The organism is Streptomyces griseoflavus, assembly GCF_014649995.1.
Lineage (GTDB): Bacteria > Actinomycetota > Actinomycetes > Streptomycetales > Streptomycetaceae > Streptomyces > Streptomyces griseoflavus.
This window is the reverse complement of record NZ_BMUC01000006.1, coordinates 251,540-277,161: the sequence shown is the minus strand read 5'-3', so window position 1 is coordinate 277,161 and position 25,622 is coordinate 251,540. Positions and strand designations below refer to the sequence as shown.

Annotated in this window: 20 protein-coding genes and 1 pseudogene; 9 read left to right on the top strand and 12 right to left on the bottom strand. The window is 73.8% G+C overall.

Going from position 1 to position 25,622, the window contains the following annotated elements; genetic code table 11:
- Positions 1-15 precede the first annotated feature (15 nt).
- Positions 16-1,026: a substrate-binding domain-containing protein gene (locus IE172_RS15670; protein WP_190097839.1), complete on the bottom strand. Its 1,011-nt coding sequence runs from the start codon at positions 1,024-1,026 to the stop codon at positions 16-18.
- An 843-nt stretch (positions 1,027-1,869) separates the two neighbouring features.
- Between IE172_RS15670 and IE172_RS15665 the strand changes: the two genes are divergently transcribed.
- From IE172_RS15665 to IE172_RS15650, 4 genes are all read left to right on the top strand, one after another.
- The gene (locus IE172_RS15665; protein WP_190097838.1) at positions 1,870-2,517 is read left to right on the top strand and encodes a ScbR family autoregulator-binding transcription factor; all 648 of its coding nucleotides are present in this window, start codon (positions 1,870-1,872) and stop codon (positions 2,515-2,517) included.
- Between the two features lie 41 nt (positions 2,518-2,558).
- Entirely contained in the window at positions 2,559-3,737 is a 1,179-nt protein-coding gene (locus IE172_RS15660) for a damage-control phosphatase ARMT1 family protein (RefSeq protein ID WP_190097837.1), read from the top strand.
- A 95-nt stretch (positions 3,738-3,832) separates the two neighbouring features.
- A complete protein-coding gene (gene cyc2, locus IE172_RS15655) occupies positions 3,833-5,989 on the top strand; it encodes a germacradienol/geosmin synthase Cyc2 (RefSeq protein ID WP_190097836.1) in 2,157 nt (718 codons plus the stop codon).
- 30 nt (positions 5,990-6,019) lie between these two features.
- The gene (locus tag IE172_RS15650) at positions 6,020-6,613 is read left to right on the top strand and encodes a PDZ domain-containing protein (RefSeq protein ID WP_190097835.1); all 594 of its coding nucleotides are present in this window, start codon (positions 6,020-6,022) and stop codon (positions 6,611-6,613) included.
- On the opposite strand, the gene IE172_RS15645 is transcribed toward IE172_RS15650, so the two are convergent.
- A complete protein-coding gene (locus IE172_RS15645; RefSeq protein ID WP_190097834.1) occupies positions 6,606-7,361 on the bottom strand; it encodes a metallophosphoesterase in 756 nt (251 codons plus the stop codon). The genes IE172_RS15650 and IE172_RS15645 overlap by 8 nt on opposite strands.
- A 191-nt stretch (positions 7,362-7,552) precedes the next feature.
- On the opposite strand from IE172_RS15645, the gene IE172_RS15640 reads away from it, so the two are divergent.
- From IE172_RS15640 to IE172_RS15630, 3 genes and pseudogenes are all read left to right on the top strand, one after another.
- Positions 7,553-8,713, top strand: coding sequence for an aminopeptidase P family protein (locus IE172_RS15640; protein ID WP_190097833.1), 1,161 nt, complete (start codon positions 7,553-7,555; stop codon positions 8,711-8,713).
- A gap of 49 nt (positions 8,714-8,762) precedes the next feature.
- Positions 8,763-9,710 carry an aminoglycoside phosphotransferase family protein gene (locus tag IE172_RS15635; RefSeq protein WP_190097832.1) on the top strand — a complete coding sequence of 316 codons (948 nt, stop codon included), beginning with the start codon at positions 8,763-8,765 and terminating at the stop codon, positions 9,708-9,710.
- Positions 9,711-10,081: 371 nt separating this feature from the next.
- Positions 10,082-10,249 (top strand): annotated as a pseudogene (locus IE172_RS15630) (CGNR zinc finger domain-containing protein); the annotation flags it as partial.
- A gap of 76 nt (positions 10,250-10,325) precedes the next feature.
- Here the strand turns inward: IE172_RS15630 and treZ are convergent.
- Positions 10,326-12,071 (bottom strand): malto-oligosyltrehalose trehalohydrolase, encoded by a 1,746-nt coding sequence (gene treZ / locus IE172_RS15625; protein WP_190097831.1) that lies wholly within the window; start codon positions 12,069-12,071, stop codon positions 10,326-10,328.
- A 174-nt stretch (positions 12,072-12,245) separates the two neighbouring features.
- Here treZ and IE172_RS15620 point away from each other — a divergent pair, with 174 nt between their 5' ends.
- A complete protein-coding gene (locus IE172_RS15620) occupies positions 12,246-12,797 on the top strand; it encodes an FHA domain-containing protein (protein ID WP_190097830.1) in 552 nt (183 codons plus the stop codon).
- A gap of 121 nt (positions 12,798-12,918) precedes the next feature.
- Positions 12,919-13,347, top strand: coding sequence for an SSI family serine proteinase inhibitor (locus IE172_RS15615; protein WP_190097829.1), 429 nt, complete (start codon positions 12,919-12,921; stop codon positions 13,345-13,347).
- A gap of 39 nt (positions 13,348-13,386) precedes the next feature.
- Here IE172_RS15615 and IE172_RS15610 read toward each other — a convergent pair whose 3' ends face one another.
- The 9 genes from IE172_RS15610 to glgX form a co-directional block, all read right to left on the bottom strand.
- Positions 13,387-14,601 (bottom strand): M14 family zinc carboxypeptidase, encoded by a 1,215-nt coding sequence (locus IE172_RS15610; protein ID WP_403374898.1) that lies wholly within the window; start codon positions 14,599-14,601, stop codon positions 13,387-13,389.
- 184 nt (positions 14,602-14,785) lie between these two features.
- Positions 14,786-16,402, bottom strand: coding sequence for a fused response regulator/phosphatase (locus IE172_RS15605; protein WP_190097827.1), 1,617 nt, complete (start codon positions 16,400-16,402; stop codon positions 14,786-14,788).
- Positions 16,399-18,237 carry an ATP-binding response regulator gene (locus IE172_RS15600; RefSeq protein WP_190097826.1) on the bottom strand — a complete coding sequence of 613 codons (1,839 nt, stop codon included), beginning with the start codon at positions 18,235-18,237 and terminating at the stop codon, positions 16,399-16,401. Before IE172_RS15600 ends, IE172_RS15605 begins: the two co-directional genes overlap by 4 nt.
- Positions 18,234-19,271 carry an ATP-binding SpoIIE family protein phosphatase gene (locus IE172_RS15595; protein WP_190097825.1) on the bottom strand — a complete coding sequence of 346 codons (1,038 nt, stop codon included), beginning with the start codon at positions 19,269-19,271 and terminating at the stop codon, positions 18,234-18,236. Before IE172_RS15595 ends, IE172_RS15600 begins: the two co-directional genes overlap by 4 nt.
- The gene (locus tag IE172_RS15590; protein ID WP_190097824.1) at positions 19,268-19,687 is read right to left on the bottom strand and encodes an anti-sigma regulatory factor; all 420 of its coding nucleotides are present in this window, start codon (positions 19,685-19,687) and stop codon (positions 19,268-19,270) included. The genes IE172_RS15595 and IE172_RS15590 overlap by 4 nt, the downstream gene beginning before the upstream one ends.
- Complete coding sequence (locus IE172_RS15585) at positions 19,684-20,052, bottom strand: STAS domain-containing protein (RefSeq protein WP_190097823.1); 369 nt, start codon at positions 20,050-20,052, stop codon at positions 19,684-19,686. Before IE172_RS15585 ends, IE172_RS15590 begins: the two co-directional genes overlap by 4 nt.
- Positions 20,049-20,897, bottom strand: a complete 849-nt coding sequence (locus IE172_RS15580) for an STAS domain-containing protein (RefSeq protein ID WP_190097822.1) — start codon at positions 20,895-20,897, stop codon at positions 20,049-20,051. The genes IE172_RS15585 and IE172_RS15580 overlap by 4 nt, the downstream gene beginning before the upstream one ends.
- 116 nt (positions 20,898-21,013) lie before the next feature.
- Positions 21,014-23,362, bottom strand: a complete 2,349-nt coding sequence (treY, locus tag IE172_RS15575; protein ID WP_190097821.1) for a malto-oligosyltrehalose synthase — start codon at positions 23,360-23,362, stop codon at positions 21,014-21,016.
- A 101-nt stretch (positions 23,363-23,463) separates the two neighbouring features.
- On the bottom strand, positions 23,464-25,602 hold the full coding sequence (glgX, locus tag IE172_RS15570; RefSeq protein WP_190097820.1) for a glycogen debranching protein GlgX: 2,139 nt from the start codon (positions 25,600-25,602) through the stop codon (positions 23,464-23,466).
- Between the last annotated feature and the right edge of the window lie 20 nt (positions 25,603-25,622).

Here is a 25,622-nt window from a genome sequence, read left to right as displayed (position 1 = left end):
CGCACGGGCGGCCCGTCAGCGGGTTCCGTCGGCGGCGAATGCGGCGACCGAGTCCGCGTTGACCTTCGAGACGAACGCCGGCCCGGTCAGCACCGGCGCGACCCCGCCGCCGCTGGTGTTGCCGTTCGTCCGGTACAGCCACAGCGCGTCCACGGCGAGGTAGCCCTGCAGATAGGGCTGCTGGTCGACGGCGAACTGCACGTTGCCGCCGCGCACGGCGTCCACCAGGTCCTGGTTGAGGTCGAAGGTGGCGACATCGGCGTCGCTGCCCGCCGCGGCGGCCGCCTCGACCGCGGTCAGCGCGAAGTCCGCCCCGTTGGTGACGACTTGGTCGATGCTCGACTCCTGCCGCAGCTTCGCGGTGATGATGCCGGTGACGGCACGCGTGTCGGTGCCGTCGACGTAGAGGTTCTCCGTCCTCCCGCCGAACGTCTTGCGCACGCCGGCGCAGCGCGCCTCCAGGCCGACGTTCCCCCGTTCGTGGATGACGCACAGGGCGTGCCCGGCCTTCAGCTCGTTCAGCTTCTCGCCGACGGCACGGCCCGCCACGCTCTCGTCCTGGCCGAAGAACGCGAGCAGTCCGGCCGGCTTCCAGGCGTCCATCCCCGAGTTCAGTCCGACCACGGGGATGTCCGCGGACCGCGCCTCGTTCACCGGGCCCCTCATGGCCTGGGGCTTGGCCAGTGTCAGCGCGATGCCGTCGGCGCCGTCACGGACCGCCTCGCGGACCAGTTCGGCCTGACCCGCGGGGTCCGGGTCGCTCACGTACGTCAGGTCGATGCCGTCCTTGGCCGCCGCGGCCTCGGCGCCCTTGCGCACCCGGTCCCAGAAGGCGTCGTCCTCACTGCCGTGGGTGACCATGGTGACCTTCATCCGCCCCGCGCCGGCCCCGCCCGCGTCGTCCGTGTCCGGGGAGTCGCCGGACGTCCCGAAGGCGGAGCAGCCGCTCACCAGCAGGCCGACGGCGGCTGCCAGGACCGCCGCGCGGTGTCGCGGGAAGCGGCGGGACGGGGAAGACGTGTTCATGAGGAGAGCGGACCTCGCTGTACGGCCGAGCAAGAGCAGGGGAGAGCACGGACGGCCGCCGCGGGGTGCGTTGGCCGACCGGGTGACTCTCGCTGGCCCGGAGCCAACCCTGTGCGACCACCGGTCGTCAAGTGAAAGGCCACGTGAAGTGAGGTCTTGCTGCCGCATTGTGATGAACCGTGAGGGCGGACGGTCCCGGCGCGCGCGGCCCGGCACCGGCCGGGTGCCGGGCGCGTCCGGCGGGCGGCGGGGCTCCGGGACGCCTGCTTCCGCGCGGTGGGAACGGGCCGGGTCCGTCCGGCCGGCGCGCACGGACCGGCCGGCGCGTCCGCCTGTCCGGCGATGCGGGACATAGCCTCACGTTCCCGTTCAACCGCCGTGCGCCGAGGGTGGGTTCCCGGTCGGATCGAGGGTTTCCCCCGTATCCGGCCGGCTCGCGGGCTGCCTATCGTTCGACCTCACGCGGCATGCAGACCGGCACCTTCCGCTTCGAGAGCGGGAGTGCCCGGCGCCGCGGGGGCGAAGTCCGGCGCGGGCGCGGCACGCGACGCCGCGGGGCGCCGGCCGGACCGACGGCCGGCCTTCCGGACGCCCCCACGAACAGGCGGGCCGACCGGTGCGGATGGGGCACCGGTCGGCCCGCCGTTCTCTTTTGTGCCGACGCCTGCCACACTTAGATACCGGGCGCGCCGTTTTCTTTCGAAGAGCCCGTTTGTTTTGTCGGATGTGCCCAACTCCGGTCACTCGCCCGCGGGATGGACGTAGCCACAGGGTGAGCTATCGTGTACTAGGCGTTAAAACAAACGGCATGACCCGTTCCTTTCCGGCTCAGGAGTACAGGCGATGGCGAGGCAGGTACGCGCCGAGCAGACCCGCGCGACGATCATCACGGCCGCCGCCGACCTGTTCGACCGGCAGGGGTACGAATCGACCAGTCTCAGCGACATCGTGGAGCACGCCCGGGTGACCAAGGGCGCCCTGTACTTCCACTTCGCCGCCAAGGAGGACCTGGCCCACGCCATCCTGGAGCTCCAGTCCGCGACCAGCCGCCGGCTGGCCCGGGACACCGAGATCCGGGGGCACACCTCCCTGGAGGCGCTGATGCGCCTCACCTTCTGCATAGCCAGGATGTCCGCCGAGGACCCCGTCCTGCGGGCCGGGCTGCGGCTCGCCACCGGCGGCACCCGCCCGCGCCCGCCGCTCAGCCACCCCTTCACCGAGTGGCTGGACATCGTCACGGCCCGGCTGCTCGGCGCGGTGAAGGAGGCGGACGTCCATCCCGACGTCGACATCGACGTCGTGGCGCACTCCCTCGTCTGCTTCTTCGTCGGGACGCGTGTCGTCGGCCGTTCCCGGGAGTCCGTCACCCGGCAGCCCCGCCGGACGGCGGAGATGTGGCAGATCCTCATCCGCGGCCTGGTCCCGGTGACCCGTCGCGCACGCTACCTGTCCCTGGCCGCACGGCTGGAGCGGGAGATCGCACCGGTGTGACGTCCGGCGCCCGGCGACGGGCGCGCGTTACGGTGATCGGCATGTCCGACATCCCCACCGCGCCCGTGATCGTCGCCGACGAGCCCGGCACGTTCCCGCACGCCGTGCTGGCCGAGCGGCACCCCGCGATCATCCGCCAGGTGCGCGAGGCGTTCCCCTACGAACCCGCCCGGCACCGCGCTCTCGACGCCCTGCTCGCCGAGTGCGCCGGGGGCACCGTGCGACCGCTCCCCGCGGACGCCCACGACCGGGAGCGCTGGCGGACCTGGGGCATGGACACCTACGCCGGCCGCTCCTGGTACGACGTGCCCTGGCTGTGGTCGGAGAGCTTCTTCTACCGCCGGCTGCTGGACGCCGTGGGCTACTTCGGACCCGGCCCCTGGCAGGGCGTCGACCCGTTCCGCCCCGCCAAACTCGCCGAACTCGACTCGCCCGCCACCGACGAGGAACTCGCCGCGCTCGACGGCCTCGCGGGCCGCCCCGAGGACGAACAGGCGGCCGCCCTGCTGCACGGCTCCCTGTGGGGCAACCGCGCCGACCTGGGCTTCCGGCTGTCCGCCGAGGAGGCCGGGCGCGCCGCCGCCGTCCCCGCCCTGGTGGCCGACGACAGCGAGCGCCTGTGGACGCTGCTCACCACCTCTTCCGCGCCCACCCTGTGCCTGGTCGCCGACAACGCGGGCCGCGAACTCGTCCCGGACCTGCTACTCGTCGCCCACCTCCTCGCGCACGGCCGCATCGGCCGCGCGGTGCTGCACCTCAAGCCCTACCCGTACTACGTCTCCGACGCCACCACCGCGGACCTCCTCGACGCGGTGCGCCGGCTCACCGGCGCCGGGGGGATGGCGGCCGAGTACGGGCGCGGACTGTGGGCCGCCCTCCGCGACGGCCGGCTCGCCCTGCGCACGCACCCCTTCTCCTGCTCGCCGCTGCCCTACGCGGACATGCCGCACGACCTGCGCGCCGACTTCGCCGCCGCCACGGTCACCGTCGTCAAGGGCGACCTCAACTACCGCCGTCTCGTGGGGGACCGGTACTGGCCCCCGACCACACCGTTCGCCGGTGTCACCCGGTACTTCCCCGGGCCGGTCGCCGCCCTGCGCACCCTGAAGTCGGATGTGATCACCGGACTGGTCGCCGGCACCGAGGCGGCGCTGACCGCCGCGGAGGGGCAGCGCTGGCGCACCGCCGGCACCCACGCCCTGATCCAGGTACGGACCTGAGCCCGGAAGTCCCGTATCCCGGGAGGGTTCACGCGATGGTGTGATCACGCCCCGGCCGGCGGATGCCGCCGGCCGGCCACGGGTAGCCCCCGGCCATGACGCAGCCGTTCGAACTCCCGCACTTTTACCTGCCGCACCCCGCGCGGCTCAACCCGCACCTCGAGGAGGCACGCGCCCATTCGACGGCGTGGGCACGCGAGATGGGCATGCTGGAGGGAAGCGGGGTGTGGGAGCAGGCCGACCTCGACGCGCACGACTACGGCCTCCTCTGCGCCTACACGCACCCCGACTGCGACGGGCCCGCCCTCTCGCTCGTCACCGACTGGTACGTGTGGGTCTTCTTCTTCGACGACCACTTCCTGGAGATGTACAAACGCACCCAGGACCGCGGTGCCGGGAAGGCCCATCTGGACCGGCTGCCGCTGTTCATGCCGCTCGAGCCGGGAGCGCCCGTCCCCGAGCCGCGGAACCCGGTCGAGGCGGGCCTCGCCGACCTGTGGGCGCGCACCGTGCCGGCCATGTCCGCCGACTGGCGCCGCCGCTTCGCCGTCGCCACCGAGCACCTCCTCAACGAATCCCTGTGGGAGCTGTCCAACATCAACGAGGGGCGGATCGCCAACCCGGTCGAGTACATCGAGATGCGCCGCAAGGTCGGCGGCGCCCCCTGGTCGGCCGGGCTGGTGGAATACGCGACCGCCGAGGTGCCCGCCGCCGTCGCCGGAACCCGGCCGCTCAGGGTGCTCATGGAGACGTTCTCCGACGCCGTGCACCTGCGCAACGACCTGTTCTCCTACCAGCGGGAGGTCGAGGACGAGGGCGAACTCAGCAACGGGGTGCTCGTCCTGGAGACCTTCTTCGGCTGTACCACCCAGGAGGCCGCCGAACTCGTCAACGACGTCCTCACCTCGCGCCTGCACCAGTTCGAGCACACCGCCTTCACCGAAGTCCCCGCCGTCGCGCTGGAGAACGGCCTCACCCCGGACCAGGTCGCGGCGGTGGCGGCGTACACGAAAGGGCTCCAGGACTGGCAGTCCGGCGGCCACGAATGGCACCTGCGCTCCAGCCGGTACATGAACGAGGGCGCGCGGTCCGGCGCCCCCTGGCAGTCGCTGTCCGGTCCGGGCACGTCCGCCGCCGGCGTGGGCGCGCTGCTCGCCACGACCGGCGCCCGGCGTTGGCGCAACCACACCCAGGTGCCGTTCCCGAAGGTCGGCCCGTCACTGATCCCCGAGATCGAGATGCCGTTCCCGCTGCGGCTCAGCCCGGCGCTCGACGGATCGCGCCGGCACCTGCTGGAGTGGTCACGGCGCATGGGCATCCTCGCCGAGGGCGTCTGGGACGAGGACAAACTGGCGAGCTGCGACCTGCCGCTGTGCGCGGCCGGCCTCGATCCGGACGCCACCCAGGAGCAACTCGACCTCGCCTCCGACTGGCTGGCCTTCGGCACCTACGGGGACGACTACTACCCGCTGGTGTACGGCCACCGCCGTGACCTGGCCGCCGCCCGGCTCACCACGGCCCGCCTCGCCGCCTGCATGCCCCTCGACGACGGACCGGTGCCGCCGCCCGCCAACGCCATGGAGCGCTCCCTGACCGACCTGTGGGCGCGGACGACGGCCGGCATGACACCCGAGGAGCGCCGCCCCCTGAAGGCGGCGATCGAGGTGATGACCGAGGCCTGGGTGTGGGAGCTGTCCAACCAGATCCAGAACCGGGTCCCGGACCCGGTGGACTACCTGGAGATGCGGCGTGCCACCTTCGGCTCCGACCTGACCCTCGGGCTCTGCCGCGCGGGGCACGGGCCGGCGGTGCCGCCCGAGGTCTACCGCAGCGGCCCGGTGCGGTCCCTGGAGAACGCGGCGATCGACTACGCGTGCCTGCTCAACGACGTCTTCTCCTACCAGAAGGAGATCGAGTTCGAGGGCGAGATCCACAACGCGGTGCTGGTCGTGCAGAACTTCTTCGGCGTCGACTATCCGACCGCGCTGCCCGTGGTGCAGGACCTGATGAACCAGCGCATGCGCCAGTTCCAGCACGTCGTGGCGCACGAACTGCCCGTCGTCTACGACGACTTCCAGCTGTCCGAGGAGGCGCGGGCGGTCATGCGGGGGTATGTGGCGGACCTGCAGAACTGGATGGCGGGCATCCTCAACTGGCACCGGAACGTGCCGCGGTACAAGGACGAGTACCTGTCCGGCCGGGTCCACGGCTTCCTCCCGTACCGCGCGCCGGCCCTGCCCGTCCTCGTCTGACGTCCGGGCCCCTTCCGCCGGAGGCGAACCATGGAACAACCAGCTCTGCGGCCCAGACCGATGCCCGGGGACGGGACCGCGGCGGGCGGCCCCGGCGGACCGGAGCGCCGTGCCGGGTCCGCGCGGGCGTCCGGGCAGCACGCCGGGCGAGGCCGGGGACGGCGGCTGACGGCCGTGGTGCTCGGCGTCCTGGCCGGTGCGGTGCTGGTGCTGTCCGGCGTCGGGCTGGGGGCGATGGGTGCCACCGTCGTCGGCGCGGGGACCGCCGGGCCGACGCGGCAGCCGGGGACGGCTGCCGTGTCCGGACCGTCCGCGCCGTCACGGCACCTCGCCCCCCGGGGACCGGGGGCGGCGCCCGTCACCGCCCGGCTCGGGGTGGAGGTGGCCGACGCCCGCGGGCCGGGCGCGCGGGTCGTCGGTGTGCACGTCCCCGGCCCGGGGTCCTCGGCCGGTCTGGTCCGGGGAGACGTGCTGCTCGCCTTCGGCGGTCAGCGCGTCGACTCGGCCGCCGGCCTGGCCCGCCTCGTCGCCCGCGCCCGCCCGGGCGACGCGGTGGAACTGACGGTGCGCCACCGCGGGGGCGCCCGTCAGCGGCTCACGGCGGTGCCCGGCATCGTCACATGACCACGCGGAAGTGGCTGGTCAGCCGGCCTTCGTCGTCGAGGACGTGGAAGGCGAGACCGACCGGGGCGTCCCGGTCCGCGACCGGTTCGCCCTCCCAGGGCAGCCGCAGCGTCCAGGTCACCCCCGGCCCCACCAGCACCGGACGGCCCGCGAAGGTGGTGGCGGCCGGGGTGTGGGCGTGACCGGTGATCAGCCCGGCGATGCGGGGCCGGCGCTCCAGCAGGCCGGCCAGCCGTCCCGCGTCGCGCAGGGGGTAGGAGTCCGGGAGGGGGTGGTGCAGGGGAACGGGTGGGTGATGGAAGGCGAGCAGGACCGGCAGGCCGTCGTCGAGCCCGTCGAGCGTCGACTCGATCCACGCGAGGGTCTGCGTGCCGAGTTCGCCGTCGTCACGGCCCGGGATGCTCGAGTCGCACATCAGCACGGCGCCGCCGTCCAGCACGTGCGCGCTGTTCACCGGCCCGTCCGCGGCGGGCCGTCCCAGCAGGACCTCGCGGTACGGGGCCCGGCTGTCGTGGTTGCCCGGGCAGGTCAGCACCGGGAAGGGGGCGTCCCCGCCACGCAGTCCGAGCAGGCGGGCGGCCTCCTCGTACTCGGCCTCGGTGCCGTGGTCCGCGATGTCCCCGGTCACCAGCAGCGCGTCCGGCGGCTCGGGCAGCTCCCACAGTCGGTCGCGCACCCGCCGGGCGCGTTCGGTCGCCCGCCCGGTTCCGTCCAGATGCAGATCGCTGATGTGTGCGAGTACGAGCACGGTCGTGGGCCTCCTCGGCAACACCCCTAATGGGTATGTGTGATCAAAGCATTAGCTGCCGTGGGCAGGCAAGGGTGACCCGTCGGCCGGCGCGGGATGTGCGGCGAACTCCGTCAACCGGCTCGCGCCGCCCCCGCCCGGCGGGCAGGATGCTGCCCGTAGCCCTGACGTCCGCCCTGGGAGGCCACCGGATGACCGGCACCGCGCCCGCGCCCTTCACCGCCGACGACTACCGGACCCGTATGGACCGGGCGGCGCGGCAGGCCGCCGGGGCCGGGCTCGCCGGACTCCTCGTGGCGCCCGGCCCCGACCTGGTGTGGCTCACCGGCTACACCCCCACCGCGGCCACCGAACGCCTCACCCTCCTGGTCCTGGCCCCCGGCCGGGAACCCGTGCTCGTCGTCCCCACCCTGGAGGCCCCGGACGCCGAGCGCGCCCCCGGCGCCCCCGCGATCACCCTGCGCGACTGGACCGACGGCAGGGACCCCTACGCCCTCACCGCCGCCCTGCTGGACACCGACGGCCTCCCGCCGGGCCCGCCAGGTGCCCCCGGCGCCCTCCTCGGCATCAGCGACAACGCCTGGGCGATGCACCTGCTGGGCCTGCAGAAGGCCCTGCCCGGCACCTCGTACGCCTCCCTCACCGAGGCCCTGCCGATGCTGCGCGCCGTCAAGGACACCGCCGAACTGGAACTGATGGCCGCCGCGGGCGCCGCCGCCGACGCGGCCTTCGAGGAGATCAGGAAGGTCCCCTTCGCCGGGCGCAGGGAGACCGACGTCGCCGCCGACCTCGCCGCCCTGCTGCGCCGTACCGGACACTCGCAGGTCGACTTCACCATCGTCGCCTCCGGCCCCAACGGGGCCAATCCGCACCACGAGAACGGCGACCGCGTCATCGAACGCGGCGACATGGTCGTCCTCGACTTCGGCGGCCTGAAGGACGGCTACGGCTCCGACACCTCCCGCACCGTCCACGTCGGCGAACCCACCGACGAGGAACGCCGGGTGCACGACCTGGTGCGCGAGGCACAGGAGGCGGGCTTCCGCGCGGTGCGGCCCGGAGCCGCCTGCCAGGACGTCGACCGGGCCGCCCGCGCCGTCATCACCGACGCGGGGTACGGGGAGTACTTCATCCACCGCACGGGGCACGGGATCGGCGTCACCACGCACGAACCCCCGTACATGATCGAGGGGGAGGAGCAGCCCCTCGTCCCCGGCATGTGCTTCTCCGTCGAGCCCGGCGTCTACCTGCCCGGCCGGTTCGGGGTGCGCATCGAGGACATCGTGACCGTGACCGAGGACGGCGGACGGCGGTTGAACAACACCGTACGGGAGATGGTCACCGTGGACTGAACGACCCTTCCCTCCCCTCCCTGCCTCCCCGAACGGCAATGGCGCGACCATGACCCAGGCACCGACACCCACCGCGGACACCGTCCGCCGACTGGCCCGTTCCCTGCTCGACGACGGCGGGGCGGGAGGCGGCGCGGCATCCGCCGCCGGACCCGACGTGCGGCCCGTCACCGAGGACGGCGCCACCTGGTGGGTGGGCAACCGTCACGTGCTGCGCCTGGCCCCGAACCGCGAGGTGAGCGCCCGCCGGCGCCGGGAGGCGCGGCTGCGCGACCTCGTCCGCCCGCACGTCCCGGTGGCCCTGCCGGCCGGAGTGGCCCAGGGGGAGTGGGCGCCCGGCCTGCTCTGCACCCTCGACACCAGGCTGCCCGGCGGCACCGCGGAGGAGCACGCCGTCTCCGCCGTCGGCGAGACCGACCTCGCGGGACTGCTCACCGGGCTGCGCGAGGTGCCGGCACGGCAGGCGGAGACGCTCGGTGTGCCGCGCGTGTCGCCACGGTCCCTGGACGCGCTGCGACGGGTCGCCGCGGAGGCCGCCGAACAGCTCGCCGCGGCCGACGAGTTCGACCCCGTACGGCTGCGCCGCCTCACCCCGTCGGCCGCCGTCCAGCTCGCCGCCCAGTCCGGCACGGCGGTCCTCGTCCACCACGCCCTCAGCGGCAGGCACCTGCTGGTCGGCGCCGACGGCCGGGTACGGGGAGTCCTCGGCTGGGACGCGGCGGTGGTCGGCGACCCGGCCGAGGACATCGCCGGCCTCGCGCTCGCCGTCGGGGCACCGGCCGCGGTACGGGCCGCCACCCTCGCCGGCTACGGCGCCCGCCCCTGTCTGCGCGGCCTGTGGCTGGCCCGCTGCGACGCCCTCATCCAGCTCTCCGGGGCGCTGGCCGTCCGCCCCGCCCCGCCGCTGCGCCCCCCGCGTCTCAGGCTGCGGCGCGCCTGGGAACCGATCATGCTGGAGCGCGTGACGGATCTCGGGGACGGCGACGAGGCGCCCTGAGGTGCCGTCCCGGGACGGCTCGCCGACGACGAACTCCGCGAGCAGGTTTCCTCACCGGGCCGCCGGTGCTGTCGCCGCCTTCCCGGAGGCCAGGCGCTCCTCCAGCGCGGAGCGGTAGGCGGCCGGCCGCGCCGTCCGTCCGACGGTCAGCGCTCCGACCGGCCCGCCCGGTGGAGCACGATCCGGCGGCCCGCCGGATCGTGCTCCACCACCCGCGTCTCACCGGCGACGCCGGGCGGGCCCACCGGCCGGATCCTGGCGCCGTGCGGGTCCGACCAGAAGGACGGCACGGCCGCGAACGGCCGGGGTGCCCTGTCCGGGTCCGGCCCGGCCAGGAGCGTGGTGGCCGCCGCCGCGCCCTGCCGACGGCGCTGCGGCTGCTCGCCGAGCGGCCCGACCGGATCCGGTCGTGCGGCAACCCCGAATGCGTCCTGCGCTTCTACGACGTCTCCAAGAACGGCACGCGTCGCTGGTGCTCGGTGGCCGGCTGCGGGAACCGGGCGAAGGCGCAGCGCCACTACGCACGCCAGAAGAAGGCCCGACCGCCGGATCGGGCCTTCTCGTACGGCACGGCCTCGCGGGGTGCCGTCCCAGCACACCCGCGGGCCCGTCCGCTCACTCCTGGAGCAGCACCACGGCCGACTCCGCGGGCAGGCGCAGCACCCCGTCCGCGCCCGGCGTCTCCACGGGCTCCCACGCGGCCAGGACGCGCGCGCCGCGGACGCCGAGGGGGACGGCCGCCGGCCGGTCCCCGAGGTTCACGGCCACCCGGACGTCACCCCGCCGGAAGGCGAACCAGCGGTCCTCCGCGTCGTAGGCGACCTTGGTGTCGCCGAGGTCCGGGTCGATGAGGTCCGGCTGGGCGCGGCGCACGGCGAGGAGCTGCCGGTACCAGGCCAGCACGCGCGCGTGCGGATCGCGTTCCGGCTCCGACCAGTCCAGGCAGGAACGGTCCCGGGTGGCGGGATCCTGCGGGTCGGGCACGTCCTCCATCGCCCAGCCGTGCGAGGCGAACTCCCGCCGCCGGCCGTCGCTCACCGCCCTGGCCAGCTCCGGATCGGTGTGGTCGGTGAAGAACTGCCACGGCGTGCCCGCCGCCCACTCCTCGCCCATGAACAGCATCGGTGTGAAGGGCGCGGTCAGGGTGAGGGTCGCCGCGCAGGCCAGCAGACCGGGGGAGAGGAGCGAGGCCAGACGGTCCCCCTGGGCGCGGTTGCCCACCTGGTCGTGGGTCTGGCTGTAGCCGAGGAGCCGGTGCCCGGCCACCCGGTTGCGGTCCAGCGGGCGGCCGTGGTGCCGGCCCCGGAACGACGAGTAGGTGCCGTCGTGGAAGAACCCGCCGGTGAGCGTCTTGGCCAGGGCCGCGAAGGGATCCCGCGCGAAGTCGGCGTAGTAGCCGTGCGATTCACCCGTCAGGGCGGTGTGCAGGGCGTGGTGGAAGTCGTCGTTCCACTGCGCGTGGACGCCGAGGCCGCCGTCCTCGCGCGGCGTGACGACGCGGGGGTCGTTCAGGTCCGACTCGGCGATCAGGAACAGCGGCCGGCCCGTGTCGGCGGACAGGGAGTCCACCGCGCGGGACAGCTCCTCCAGGAAGTGGTACGCACGCGTGTCCACCAGCGCGTGCACCGCGTCCAGCCGCAGCCCGTCGATCCGGTAGTCCCGCAGCCACGCCAGCGCGCTCTCCACGAGGTAGGCGCGCACCTCGTCGGATCCGGGCGCGTCCAGATTGACCGCGGCGCCCCACGGGGTGTGATGGGTGTCCGTGAAGTACGGGCCGAACCGCGGCAGATGGTTGCCGGACGGCCCCAAGTGGTTGTGCACGACGTCCAGGACGACGCCGAGACCCAGGGTGTGCGCCCGGTCGACGAACCGCTTCAGCCCCTCGGGTCCGCCGTACGGCTCGTGCACCGCCCACAGCGAGACCCCCTCGTAGCCCCAGCCGTGCCGGCCCGGGAACGGACACACCGGCATCAGCTCCACGTGCGTCACGCCGAGTTCCGCGAGGTGGCCGAGCCGCTCGGCGGCCGCGTCGAAGGTGCCCTCACGCGTGTACGTGCCGACGTGCAGCTCGTACAGCACCGCGCCGGGCAGCGGACGCCCCGCCCATCGCGCGCTCCAGGCGAAGCGGTCGTGGTCCACGACGGCGCTCGGCCCGTCCGGCCCGTCGGGCTGGCGGCGCGAACGCGGATCGGGCAGGACGGGCCCGTCGTCCAGCGCGAAGCCGTACCGGGAGCCGTCCCGCGCCTCGGCCTCCCCCCGCCACCACCCCTCCCGCTCGGGGTCGCGCTCCAGCGCACCCCTCACCCCGTCGCACTGGAGCGTCACTCTGCCGGCCTGCGGTGCCCACACCTCGAACTGCACGGACGGTTCCCCTTCGTCTGCTCACCGTGATGTAGCCCGTCCATCGTGCGCCATCGGAGATCGATTCGCCGGGGGATTTCCCCTTCCGCGGCAGGTGTCGCCGGGTGCGCCCGCGGGCCGGCCGTTTCCCCGGATTCTGGACAGCCGGGCTGTCGCTGGCCGACAATCGGCAGCGTGACGTCGTCCTTCGAGTTCCACACGTACCCCGCGCGGCTGTCCGACGCGGAGCGCGACAAGGCGCTGAGCGTGCTGCGGGACGGGGTCGCCATGGGGCGCCTGTCCCACGACACGTTCGTCCGGCGCATGGAACTCGCCCTGGTGGCACGCCGTTCCGACGAACTCGCCGCGCTCACCGCGGACCTCCCGAAGGAAAACCGCTTCGCGCGGGCGGTGTTCGGCTCGGTGGAGGCGGTGTCCGGGTTCACCGTGCGGCTGCGCCGCGCCTGGCAGGCCGAGAAACTGCCCAAACTGCTCCTGCCCCACCCGTCGTCCGGACACCCGCTGCGCATAGGGCGCGACCCCGCCAGCGGACTGCGGATCAGCCACGAGACGGTCTCCCGCGTCCACGCCGAACTCCGGCACCAGGGCGGCCTGTGGGTGCTGCGCGACCTCGGCTCGACCAACGGCACCACGGTGAACGGGCGTCGGGTGGTCGGTGCCGCCGTCGTCCGCGAGGGCGACCAGATCGGCTTCGGCCGCATCACCTACCGGCTCGCGGTGAACTGACCGCAGGGCCCGGGGACGGCTTGGGGCCGGTCGTCCGCGCCGGCCGCACGGCACAGGCCCGCACCCTCCCGTTCGGGTGAGCGGGGTGGGGTTCGGGGGCCGCCGTGCCGATGCACCGGGAATGACGCACACCTCAGTGAGAACGGTACGGGCGGGACTGGTCGTCGCCCTGGTCCTGCTCGCCTGTGCGGCGCCCGCCCGGGCCGCCGGCACGGAGCGCCCCTCCGGTTCCGTCCCGGACAGCCGGCTGCTGCTGACGGTCAGCCGCGGAGAGAAGCCGTCCACGGCCGGCGGCGGCACCGTGCTGAGCTGCGACCCGCCCCGGGGGCACCGGCGTGCCGCGGACGCCTGCGCGGAGCTGGACGCGGTGGACGGGCGCATCGAGGACATCCCGGCGAAGGAGGTGTTCTGCCCGATGGTCTACGCGCCGGTGACGGCACGGGCGAGCGGGACCTGGCGGGGGCAGCGGGTCGACTACACCGCGACCTTCCCGAACTCCTGCGCCCTGACCGCCCGGACCGGCGCCGTCTTCGCCCTGGACGCCTCCTGACACCACGCCCGGCTCCCCCCGCCCCGCCGGGGGCGGGGGTCACGGGGCCTGTTCGCGGGTGTGGCGGGCCGCTGCCACGACCGTGCGGGACTGGTGCTCGACCTGGTGCTCCACCGGCACCCACCGCGCACGGAACCGAGTGGTGAACGCGTCGCTCCAGTGCGCCACCAGCCGCTCCAGCCGCCCCGCCGCCCCCGCGTCCGTCCCGCTCAGCGCCCGCCGCAGCATCGCCGCCGCCCTGAGCGGCACCCGGCGCGCGAACGCGTCCACGCTCCCCACGTACGCGCGCGTCCCGTCCGCGGGCGGGGTGCGGACCAGGTCGTCGGCCAGCCCCGGCACCAGCTCCAGGCCCCAGACGGCCGCCCGCAGCAGCGGGCCGTCGGCGCCCGCGGGCAGCGCCCGCGCCTCCGTCCCGCCCAGCGCCCGCCGCACCTCGCCCGCGTCCGCCAGCAGCCGCTCCGCGAGCCGGTGCATCGCCGCGTCCGGTGCCGGATGCGGCGCGGGGTCGTCCACCAGGTCGCTCGCCCACATCGGCACCTCGATCACCGCGGTCATCCCGCCGTACCGGTGGGCGTGGTACCAGGTGCTGTGCCGGGCGTCGTCGGTCAGACTCGGATAGGCCCGTCCGGCCTCCGGCGCCGGCATCACATGGACCCCGGGACCGGACGCCGGCCAGCCCGCCGCGTCCGACGCGCCCGTCTCCACCGGAATGTGCAGCTGGGCCGCGGACTTGGCGAACGGCTCGGCCAGTCCGGGCACGTCCCTCGTCAACTGCACCCAGCTGCCGCCGAGATCCGTGCCGTGCAGGGACACCTGCAGATAGGGCCGCAGCTCGTCGATCACCCCGGTCAGGGCCAGGGTCTCCGGCGGCAGCCGGTCGGGCGGCAGCACCGAGGGCGCCCACTCCGGCTGCTCCGGTCCCGCGGGACGGAAGAAGCCCAGGTGGTAGTCGTACAGACTGCGCGGGGCCGGGGTCACGTGGAGGCTCGCCCCGTCGGGGTCCGCGCAGAGCAGGAAGTGCCACGACACGCCGTCGCGCAGCTCGCGCTCCCGGACGGCCCGCCGGGCCAGCGCGAGCAGTGTTCCCCCGGCGGCCGGTTCGTTGGCGTGCGCGCCGGCCACCACGAGCACGGCCCGCGGGGCACGGCCCACGGACAGCAGATGCAGGGGCCGCCCCGCACGGGAGACCCCCACCTGCCGCAGCGCGCACAGCCCCGGCCACTGGAAGGCCAGCGCCCGGGCGGAGAGAACCATTTCGGCCACCGTCGGATAGCGTGACTGCCGCAGCGGACCCACCCCCCGTCACCACCTGAATCCGCACCGCACTGCGCAGTACCCCACGGCCGGGGGACCGTGTCAAGGGCGCGACGGGGGAGCCCTCCGGGGGCGCCCGGAGGCACGCCGGAGGCCCGGCACCGTGCGGTGGTCCAGGGGCCGGTCAGCCGGTCAGGGGACCGTTCAGCCGTACCGCCATCAGCGCCACGTCGTCGCTGCCGTCCGCCGGCAGGCGCTCCAGCAGCTGGGTGCAGGCATCCTCCGGATCGCCGGAGGCCCGGCCGACCACGGAGGCGAGGGTCCGCAGGGAGTCCTGGAGATTGACGTGCCGGCGCTCGATGAGGCCGTCCGTGACCAGCAGGAGCAGCGACCCGGGCGTCACGGTGACCCGGTGGGCGGGCGGGTGCGGCAGGCCGAGGCCCAGCAGGGGCCCGTGCTCGTCGATGTAGAAGGTCGAGCCGTCCGGGTTGCGTACCAGCGGGGGCAGGTGTCCCGCGTTCGCGACGCGGAGGGTGTCGCCGGACTCGATCAGGACGATGCACAGCGTCACCGTGGCGCCGGGTTCGACGGACGTCAGCAGGTGGTCGAGCCGTTCGAGGATGACCTCGGGCGGGTGCCCCTCCACCGCGTAGGCCCGCAGGGCGTGCCTGACCTGGCCCATCACCATGGCCGCGTCCAGCGAGTGGCCGGCCACGTCGCCGACCGCCACGACCAGGCCGTCCGGGGTGTCGACGGCCTCGTAGAAGTCACCGCCGATCTCGGTGTGCTGGCTGGCGGGCAGATAGCGCACGGCGAGGTCCGCGTACGCGGTGTCCGGCAGGCTCTCGGGCAGGAAGCTGCGCTGCAGGGTGAGCGCGAGCGCGTGTTCCTCGCTGTAGCTGCGCAGCGCCTCCAGCGCCAGCGTGCCGGCCTGGAGGAGCTGGTCGAGCAGCTGCTCGTCGTCGGGCGTGGTGACCGCGTCCGCCGGGATGACGACGGCGACGGGCGGGCGGGGGGACTTGGCGCGGCCGAGGGCGGTGCGTCTGCCCTCCGGGTCCTTCAGGCGCGGCGGGAGACAGGGCGCTTCGAAGGCGGCCGGCGGGCCCGTACGGGCACGGGCGGGGTCCTCGCCGTGATGCGGCCAGGCGGGGACCGCGTGCACGGCCGGCCCCCCGGACGACGCCGGGGTGTCGGGGTCCTGCCAGGTGTGGGCCACCAGCACGCCGCCCTCCGGAGCCGTGAGGAAGGCCGCCGCCTCGCAGCGGAAAAGGGTCGCCGCCCCCTCGGCCACGACCCCGGCCAGCTGGTGCGCGTCCGCGGCGCTGTACAGCGCGAGCGTGGTGCGGTTCAGCAGGCTCAGCCGGTCGGCGAGGAGTTCCGCGCGGCGGCGGGCCCGCGCGTAGCGCAGGTTGGCGAGGACCGTGGCGAGCAGTTCGTCGGGGGCGATGGGTTCGACCAGATAGGCGTCGGCCCCGCGGTAGAGACCCTGTGCCCGGTCGTCGACGGTGATCGCGGAGGCGGAGATGTTGATCACCGGGACGGCGGCCGTGGCGGGGTTGCCCTTGATGCGCTCACAGACCTCGAAGCCGGTCATGTCGGGCAGCCGGACGTCGACGACGGCGAGCTCGGGCAGGGGGCCCGGCCCGTCGAGCAGTTCGAGCGCGCGGGTGCCGTCCTCGGCCTCGATGACCTCGTGCCCGGCCCTGCGCAGGGTGGTGGCGAGGACGTAGCGGTTGGTGGGGGCGTCGTCCACCACCAGGATGTGCGCCGGACGGTTGTCCGCGTCGAGGGGAAGGGTCATGGGTGTTCCTTGGCCGTGGACGGCTTCGACTGATCGGCAGCTGATGTCTGCCCAGTGGGCGGTACGGTGCGCAGCTCCCGCAGGGTGTCCGCGAGTACGGACGCGGTCAGGCGCGACTTGTTCAGCACGGCGCGGGTGCCCGCCAGGCGCGTCAGGTCGACGGCACCGGCTTCCAGCGCCGTCAGGACGATCACGGGAACACCGGCCGTGGACGGGGTGGCGGCCAGCAGCCGCCGGACCTCGTAGCCGTCCGGGCCGGGCATGTCGATGTCCAGGAACACCGCGTCGGGCCGTACGCGGGCGACGGCCGCGACGGCCTCGGCGCTGTCCGTCACCGTGGTGACCGTCTCGGCCAGGTCCTGCACCAGGGCCCGGAACGCGGTCACGAAGGCCTGGTCGTCGTCGACGACCAGGACGGAGCGCACCGGGCCGTGGCCGCTCGCGGCCCGCGGCTCGGCAGCCGCGGGCGGGCCGGGGCGGGCCGGGACCCGGATGGTCACCCGGGTGCCGCGGCCCACCTCGCTGTCCAGCGTCAGGGTGCCGCCGAGGAGTTCGGTCAGCTTGCGGGCGTAGGGCAGCCCGAGGCCCGTGCCGGGCCGGCCCCGCTGGTGCGGGCCGCGCACCTGGTAGAACTCCTCGAACACGCGCTCGATGTCGGGGGCGGGGATGCCGACACCGGTGTCCTCGACCCGGAAGACGACGCGGGCGTCCTCCCCACGGCCCGTCCCGGTGACGTCGAGCACCACCGAGCCGTCGTTCGTGAACTTCAACGCGTTCGACAGCACGTTCCGCAGGATCCTGGCGAGCATGACCTCGTCGGTGACGAGCGTACCGACCGGCACCTCGTCCGGGATGCGCAGATCGACGCCGGGCTGCGCGGTGCTCTGCAGCATGCCGCGCAACTGGTGCAGCAGCGAACGCACGTCCACCTCGGCGAGATGCGGCTCCAGCCGGCCGGACTCCGCCTTGGCGACGTCGAGGAGTTCGTCGACGAGGGCCAGCAGGGTGCTGCCGGACGCGTGCACCATGGCCACCTGCTGGCGCTGTTCGGCGGAGAGCGGGTCGGCCGCCGTGTCCAGGAGCAACTGGGCGAGCGCGATGACGGAGTTCACGGGTGAGCGCAGTTCGTGGCTGACGTTGGCCCAGAAGCGGGTCTTGTACGCGTCGGCCAGTTCCAGCTGGCGGGTCTTGTCCTCCAGCTCCGCGTAGAGGGCGACGACCCCGCTGTTGGTCTCCTCCAGCTCACTGGCCAGCTCGGAGTAGAGCGCCAGGACGCCGGCGTTGGTCTCCTCCAGTTCGGCGTTGAGCCGTTGCAGCTCCTCCTGCTGCCGCTCGGACTCCTCCAGCGCCGCCAGCAGGTGACGGTTCTGGGACCGCAGCGCCTCGATGAGGTCGGCCGCCGTGTCGGTGCCGGTCAGCGCCTCGCGCACCTCACCGGCCAGCTCGGCGGCGGACGCCGCCGGAGCGGGGAGGCGCTGCGCGAGGACGAGCCGGTGCGGGCCGTCCCCGTCGGAGAGCCGCAGCAGGCCGTCGTCCAGCAGGCGGGAGGCGGCGGTCAGCAGGGCCGCGGGCGGCCGGTGCGCCTTGCGCCAGGTGAAGTGCACCGCCAGGCGCAGGCCGTCCCGTTCCTCCAGGCAGAGGTGCGCGGTCAGGTCCGGGGCGCCCTTCAGGTGCTCCCCGGCCTCGCTGACCACGGTCGTCAGCCGGACCAGCGGACTGCCCGTCAGGCCCGCCGCCCGGCAGGCCGACTGGGTGCACCGGCGCAGCGTGATCACGTCCCCCTCCTCCGCGAGCAGCACGGTGGCCAGTTCGTGGACGGGCGCGTCGGCGGTCATCGCTGCCCGTGCGCGGCGACCACGACACCGGCGTCGTCCCGGCGGACCGCGGCCTGGTTGAGGATCTGCGCGGCGGTCACGACCGGGTCCTGGGCGAACAGCCCGGGGAAGTCCGCGGGCCGCCACCGGTCGCTGAGCCCGTCGGTGTGCATGACCAGGCAGGCTCCGGGCGGGAACGCCGCCTCGAAGACGCGCGGCCTGCCCATCTGCACCCCCACGATGCCGGGCATGGACGGCAGGCCCTGCCGGGTGTCCGCGGTGGCCACCACCGCCGTGACGTTGCCGCTCCCGGTCAGCCGGACACGCCGGGCGGCGACGTCGATCAGGGCGACCGCGACGGCCGCGCCGCGCGTGCCGCGCAGCTGCTGGTGCACCTGCTGCAGGAGGTCGACCGGGCCGGTCCGGGTGCTGTCGCGGAAGGCGGCGGCCGCGTGCTCGGCGGCCCTGGCCGCCAGCGGACCGTGTCCGAGTCCGTCGCACATCATCACCAGCCGGGCGTCGGGACCGTGGTCGCCCGCCGTCCGCACGGCCCAGGTGTCGCCGCACATCTGCTCGCCGCTGATCGGGCGGGTCAGACCGCCGGCCGCCACCGCGCCCGGCGCCGGTGCCCGCCCGTCGTCCCAGAAGCGCGCCAGTACGACCGTGCCCCGGCCGTGCAGGGAGTGGACGCCGTGGACGTCGGCGAGCCGGCCGATGGCGCCCATGCCGATGCCCAGGCTGCCGGCGGTGGACGTGCCGTCCAGCAGCGCCCGGTCCAGGTCGTGGATGCCCGGCCCGCTGTCCAGGGACAGGCACTCCACGGCGGCGCGGCCGGCCGTGCGGACCACCCGCAGGGCCAGCGAGCCGTCATGGGCGTGCTTGAGGAGATTGGTCGCCATCTCCGTCACGCACAGTTCGAGCCGTGCCACCCGGTCCTCGGGGAAGCAGAGGCGGCGGGCGAGCTGCGCGGCCTGGCGGCGGGCGGCGGCGGCCAGCGCCACGTCCGCGCGCAGCCAGTGCACGTCACCGGCCTCGACGACGAGGCTGTCGTTCACTTGGCCCACTTCACGATGCGCACGGTGGTGCCGGACGGCCCGGACTCGATGTCGAACTCGTCCACGAGCCGCCTGGCGCCGCTGAGGCCGAGTCCCATGCCGTTGCCCGACGTCCAGCCGTCGGTCAGCGCCAGGTCGAGGTCCGCGATGCCCGGGCCCTTGTCCCGGAACTCCACGAAGACACCCGGCCGGCCGGCGTCGGTCACCGATGCCGCGCGGACGGATCCTCCGCCGCCGTACACCAGCATGTTCCGGCCGAGCTCGCTCGCGGCCGTGACGAGCTTGGTCTGGTGCACCAGGGACAGGCCGCCCCGCTGCGCCAGGATGCGCACCATCTGCCGCATGCTGACCACGTCACCGCTGGTGGAGACCGGGACGGTCTCGAGCGAGGCACACTCGGCCGCGTAGTCCTTCATGCGCGGCCTGCGGCGATGCGCCGCAGCAGCTTGAGCCCGCGCTCCAGGTTGAGGGCCGTGCGCACACCGCTCATGGACAGCCCGAGCTCGACGAGGGTCATCGCGACCGCGGGCCGCATGCCCACGACGATCGTCTCGGCGCCGAGGATGCGGGAGACGGCCGCGTTGTGGGCCAGCATCCGTCCGACGAAGGAGTCGACGATCTCCAGCGCGGAGATGTCGATCACGACGCCCTTGGCGCCGGTGGCGACGATGCGGTTGGACAGGTCTTCCTGAAGATCGAGCACCATCTGGTCGTCCAGGTCGGTCTGGATGGAGACCAGGAGGACCTCGCCGATCTTGAGGACGGGGACGCGGTCGGTCACAGGAGACCCCGCACGTCGTCCTCGGCGTCCAGCGCCACTTCCTTCAGCGCCTGCCGCAGCGCGTCCGACAGCGAGGCGTTGGTGGGGATGTCGCCGAACTCGATGCCGAGCGCGACGATTGTCTGGGCGATCTGCGGCCGGATGCCCGAGATGGTGCACTGGGCGCCCATCATGCGCGCGGCGACCACCGTCTTCAGCAGGTGCTGCGCGACCTGGGTGTCGACGGTCGGGACGCCCGTGATGTCGATGATGGCGTGCGTGGAGTCGGTGTCGACCAGGGTCTGCAGCAGCTTCTCCATGACGACCTGGGTGCGGGCGCTGTCGAGGGTGCCCACCAGGGGGACGCCCACGACGCCGTCCCACAGCTTGACCACGGGCGTCGACAGCTCGAGGAGCTGCTCGGCCTGCGAGGAGATGATCTCCTCGCGGGTGCGCAGATAGGCTTCGCTGGTCAGCAGGCCCAGGCCGTCGAGCAGGCGGGCGAACTGGAGGTAGGCGCGGGCGCTGTCCGCGTCACCGGTGAGGGAGGGCTCCAGGACCTCCTTCAGGGCGAAGACGCTGCGCACGGTCTCGGTGGGCGTGAAGCCCTGCCGGGCGCGGTTGCGGGACAGCTCGATCAGCAGGCTGCGCGTCTCGGCGAAGTGTTCGCCGCGGCTGTCCAGGGAGCCGGCGGTCATGGCCTCGAGGACGGCGTCGTACAGCTCACCCAGCTCCCGGCCGAGCTCCGCCGTGCTCAGCCTGCCGCGCAGGTCCTCGCCGACGGTCCGGGTCCACTGGGTGAGGAACTTCTCGCGCTGCTCGGTCAGGGTGTCGACCAGCAGGCGTATGTTGCTCTCTGTATTCACGTCTTCCCCATCAAACACTCATTCGATGTGCCACGAAAGACGATACGGCACCCCGCCGGGGCCCTGTCGTGGCGGCACCGGCGAGGGGCGGGGGAGCCGCCGTGCACGGCGCGGGGTCACTCCGGGAGCCGCTCCAGGAGTGCCACGGGCAGGCGCCCGAACAGCTCCTGCGCGCGTACGTGCCCGACGTACTCCCGGCCCGGCTCCAGCACGTCGGCCCACCGTCCCGGCGGCAGCGGCAGCCGGGTGTCGCGCCAGCCGCCCTCCCGCGCCAGGCGGAGCGACAGCCGGGTCACCGCGGTGAGCACCTCCCCGGAGCGCGCGAAGGCCGTGCAGTGCGCCGCGGCGGGGCCCTCGGCGGGCAGCGGCTCGTACGACGCCGTGTCCCCGAAGACGTCCGGCCGCCGCGCCCGCAGCCGCAGCGCCGCGCGCGTCACCGTCTCCTTGTCGCCCCCGTCGCCGGCGAACCGCACGGTGCGCCGGTTGTCCGGGTCGACCAGGGCCCGGTACTCGCGCTCCGTGCCCTGGTAGACGTCCGGCACCCCGGGCATCGTCAGATGCACCAGGGCGGCGCCCAGCACGTTCGCCCGGATGTGCGGCTCCAGCGACTCCCGCAGCGCCGCCACCCGCTCGCCGGGCGCCCCGCACGGCCCCTGCGCGACGAACCGGGCCACCGCCTCCTCGTACGACGGCTCCTGCTCCGTCCAGCCGGTGTACAGGCCCGCCTCGCGCACGTGCTTCAGCAGCGCCTCCCGCACCCGCTCCTCCTCCGCGGGACCCAGCCCGAACACCGTCTGCCAGGCGGCCCACGCCAGCTGGGCGTCCGGCACGCCGTCACCGCCGCGCGTCACCTCGGTGAGGACGTCCGCCCAGCGCTCCGGGCACTCGGTGAGCACGTGCAGTGCCGCGCGCACGTCGGCACTGCGCTTGGCGTCGTGCGTCGACAGGACCGTCCCGGTGGCCGGCCAGTCGCGCTGCACGCGCGCGCAGTACGCGTGGAACCGCTCCGGGGACACCGCCGGGTCGCCGGGGTTCCCGCCCACCTCCGTCGCCGACAGCAGCGGCACGTAGCGGTAGAAGGCGGTGTCCTCGACGGACTTGGCCCGCAGCGCCGACGCGGTCTGCGCGAACCGTGTACGGAACTCCACGTACGCCGGCCCGTCCCCGTACCGCCCGAGGACCAGATCCCGTACGACGTCCACCGCCCCGGCCTCCTCGGGGACGGCGAAGGCGAGCCGGGCCTCGGCGGCGGCCTCCTCGGTGACCACCGCGGCCGCGTCGGTGGACTCGTACGGGCGGTAGACCCCCAGCCGCACCAGCAGCTCCTGAAGGGCGGTGCGCAGGGCCCACGGCGCGCGGTCGCGCAGCGCCGTCCCGGCGGCCCTCGCGCACAGCCGGTCCGCCACCCGGGTCAGCCGGTCCGTCTCGGTCGCCAGCTCGTGCGTGAGCACCTTGTAGGCGGCCCGCCGCACCGTGGCGTCCCAGTCGCCGCCCCGGTCCGCCCGCGGGGCCGCGAAGCTCCGGTACTGGCCGAGCAGCTCGCCGAACCCGGCCGGGTCGGTGAAGAGGCCGTCCACGTGCCGCAGGGCGTCGTAGCCGGTGGTGCCGGCGACCGGCCAGGAGGCCGGCAGCGGCTCACCGTCGGCGAGGATCTTCTCCACCACCGTCCACCGGCCGCCGGTGGCCTCGTGCAGCCGTGCCAGATAGCCGTCGGGGTCGGCGAGCCCGTCGGGGTGGTCGACGCGCAGCCCGTCGATCACCCCCTCCCGGAGCAGTTGGAGGATCTTGGCGTGGGTCGCCTCGAACACCTCCGGGTCCTCCACCCGCACCCCGATCAGCTCGGAGATGCTGAAGAACCGCCGGTAGTTCAGCTCGGTGCGGGCCAGCCGCCACCACACGGGCCGGTACCACTGCGCGTCCAGCAGCTGCGGCAGCGGCAGGCCCGCGGTCCCCTCCCGCAGCGGGAACGCGTGGTCGTGGTAGCGCAGCACGTCGCCGTCCGTCCTCAGGTCGCCGGCCACCGTGTCCAGCGGCCCGCCGAGCACCGGCAGCAGCACCTGCCCGCCCTGGGCCTCCCAGTCGATGTCGAACCACCGCGCACGGCGCGAGGAGGGGCCGTCGCGCAGCACCTCCCACAGGGCGCGGTTGTGGCGCGGGGACATCGCCATGTGGTTCGGGACGATGTCCAGGACCAGCCCCAGCCCGTGCTCGCGCGCGGTGCGGGCCAGCCCCCGCAGCCCTTCCTCGCCGCCGAGTTCCTCGCGCACGCGCGTGTGGTCCACCACGTCGTAGCCGTGCGCCGAGCCGGGCACGGCCTCCAGGACGGGCGACAGATGCAGGTGGGAGACGCCGAGCGAGGCCACGTACGGCACCGCGTCCGCCGCCGCTCGGAACGGGAAGCCGGGCTGCAGCTGCAGCCGGTAGGTGGCCGTGGGCACCGCCGGGTCAGGTCGCCTAGGGGTCATGGGAACCTACGTACCCGCGTGGCCGCCTTTCGTGTCATCGCCCGCGCCCCCGGGTCACCCGTCGCCCGGACGGGTGATCCCGGAAGGCGCCGTACCGGCCGCTACGCCGGCCGTCGCAGCACCGTCATGCTGCGGTCGGTCAGGGTCAGACGGGAGCCGGCCGACACCTTCGGGCCGGTCCCCGGCGGCACGGCGCCCGCGCGCGCGGTGTCGACGACCACCTGCCACTGCTTGCCGTGGTCGACGGGCACCACGAAGTCCAGCGGCTTGGGGGAGGCGTTGAACATCAGCAGGAACGAGTCGTCGGTGATCCGCTCGCCCCGCTGCCCCGGCTCGGAGATCGCGTTGCCGTTGAGGAACACCGTCAGTGCCGACGCCCGCGCGGAGTCCCAGTCCCGCTGGGTCATCTCCGCGCCCTCCGGGGTGAACCAGGCGATGTCGGACAGGTCGTCGTGGGTGCCCTCCACCGGCCGGCCGTGGAAGAAGCGGCGCCGGCGGAAGACCGGGTGGTCCTTGCGCAGCCACACCATCGCGCGGGTGAACTCCAGCAGCTCCCGGCGCGGGTCCTCCCCGCCCTCCTCCCCTTCCCCGGGCGCGGGCCAGTCGAGCCAGGCCAGCTCGTTGTCCTGGCAGTAGGCGTTGTTGTTGCCGCGCTGGGTGCGGGCCACCTCGTCGCCGTGGCTGAGCATCGGCACGCCCTGGGAGAGCATCAGGGTGGCGATGAAGTTGCGCATCTGCCGGGCCCGCAGCCGCAGCACGTCCGGGTCGTCGGTCTCGCCCTCGGCCCCGCAGTTCCAGGACCGGTTGTGGCTCTCCCCGTCCCGGTTGTCCTCGCCGTTGGCGTCGTTGCGCTTGTCGTTGTACGACACCAGGTCGTGCAGGGTGAAGCCGTCGTGGCAGGTCACGAAGTTGATCGAGGCGAGCGGGCGCCGCCCGTCGTCCTGGTACAGGTCGGAGGAGCCGGTCAGCCGGGAGGCGAACTCCGCCAGCGCGCGCGGCTCGCCCCGCCACAGGTCCCGCACGGTGTCGCGGTACTTGCCGTTCCACTCGGTCCACAGCGGCGGGAAGTTGCCCACCTGGTAGCCGCCCTCGCCCACGTCCCACGGTTCGGCGATCAGCTTCACCTGGGAGACGACCGGGTCCTGCTGCACCAGGTCGAAGAACGACGACAGCCGGTCCACCTCGTGGAACTGCCGCGCCAGGGTCGCCGCGAGGTCGAAGCGGAACCCGTCGACGTGCATCTCGGTGACCCAGTACCGCAGCGAGTCCATGATCATCTGCAGGACGTGCGGGGACCGCATGAGCAGGGAGTTCCCGGTGCCCGTGGTGTCCATGTAGTAGCGGCGGTCGTCGGTGAGCCGGTAGTACGACGGATTGTCGATGCCCTTGAAGGACAGGGTGGGGCCGAGGTGGTTGCCCTCGGCGGTGTGGTTGTAGACCACGTCGAGGATCACCTCGATGCCCGCCTCGTGCAGCGCCTTCACCGCCGACTTGAACTCCAGCACCTGCTGGCCGCGGTCGCCCCAGGACGCGTAGGCGTTGTGCGGGGCGAAGAAGCCGATGGTGTTGTAGCCCCAGTAGTTGTTCAGGCCCATGTCCACCAGGCGGTGGTCGTTGACGAACTGGTGCACCGGCATCAGTTCCAGCGCCGTCACCCCCAGTTCGGTCAGGTGCTCGATCAGCGCGGGGTGCGCGAGGCCCGCGTATGTGCCGCGCAGTTCCTCCGGGAGCCCCGGATGGCGCATCGTCAGCCCCTTGACGTGCGCCTCGTAGATCACCGTGTGGTGGTACTCCGTACGGGGGAGCCGGTCGTCGCCCCAGTCGAAGTAGGGGTTCACCACGACCGAGGTCATCGTGTGCGGCGCCGAGTCGAGGTCGTTGCGCCGGTCGGGGTCGTCGAAGTGGTAGCCGTACACCTCCTCGCCCCACCGCACCGACCCGCTGATCGCACGCGCGTACGGGTCGAGCAGCAGCTTCGCGGAATTGCACCGCAACCCCCGCTCGGGCGCGTACGGCCCGTGGACACGGAAGCCGTACCGCTGCCCGGGCATGATGCCGGGCACGTACGCGTGCCGCACGAACGCGTCGCTCTCGCGCAGTTCGATCGCGGTCTCCGAGCCGTCGTCGTGCAGCAGACACAGCTCTACTCGGTCCGCGGCCTCCGTGAAGACCGCGAAGTTCGTTCCGGCGCCGTCGTACGTGGCACCGAGCGGATACGCCTCGCCAGGCCAGACCTGCATGGATACGACTCTTTCAGGTG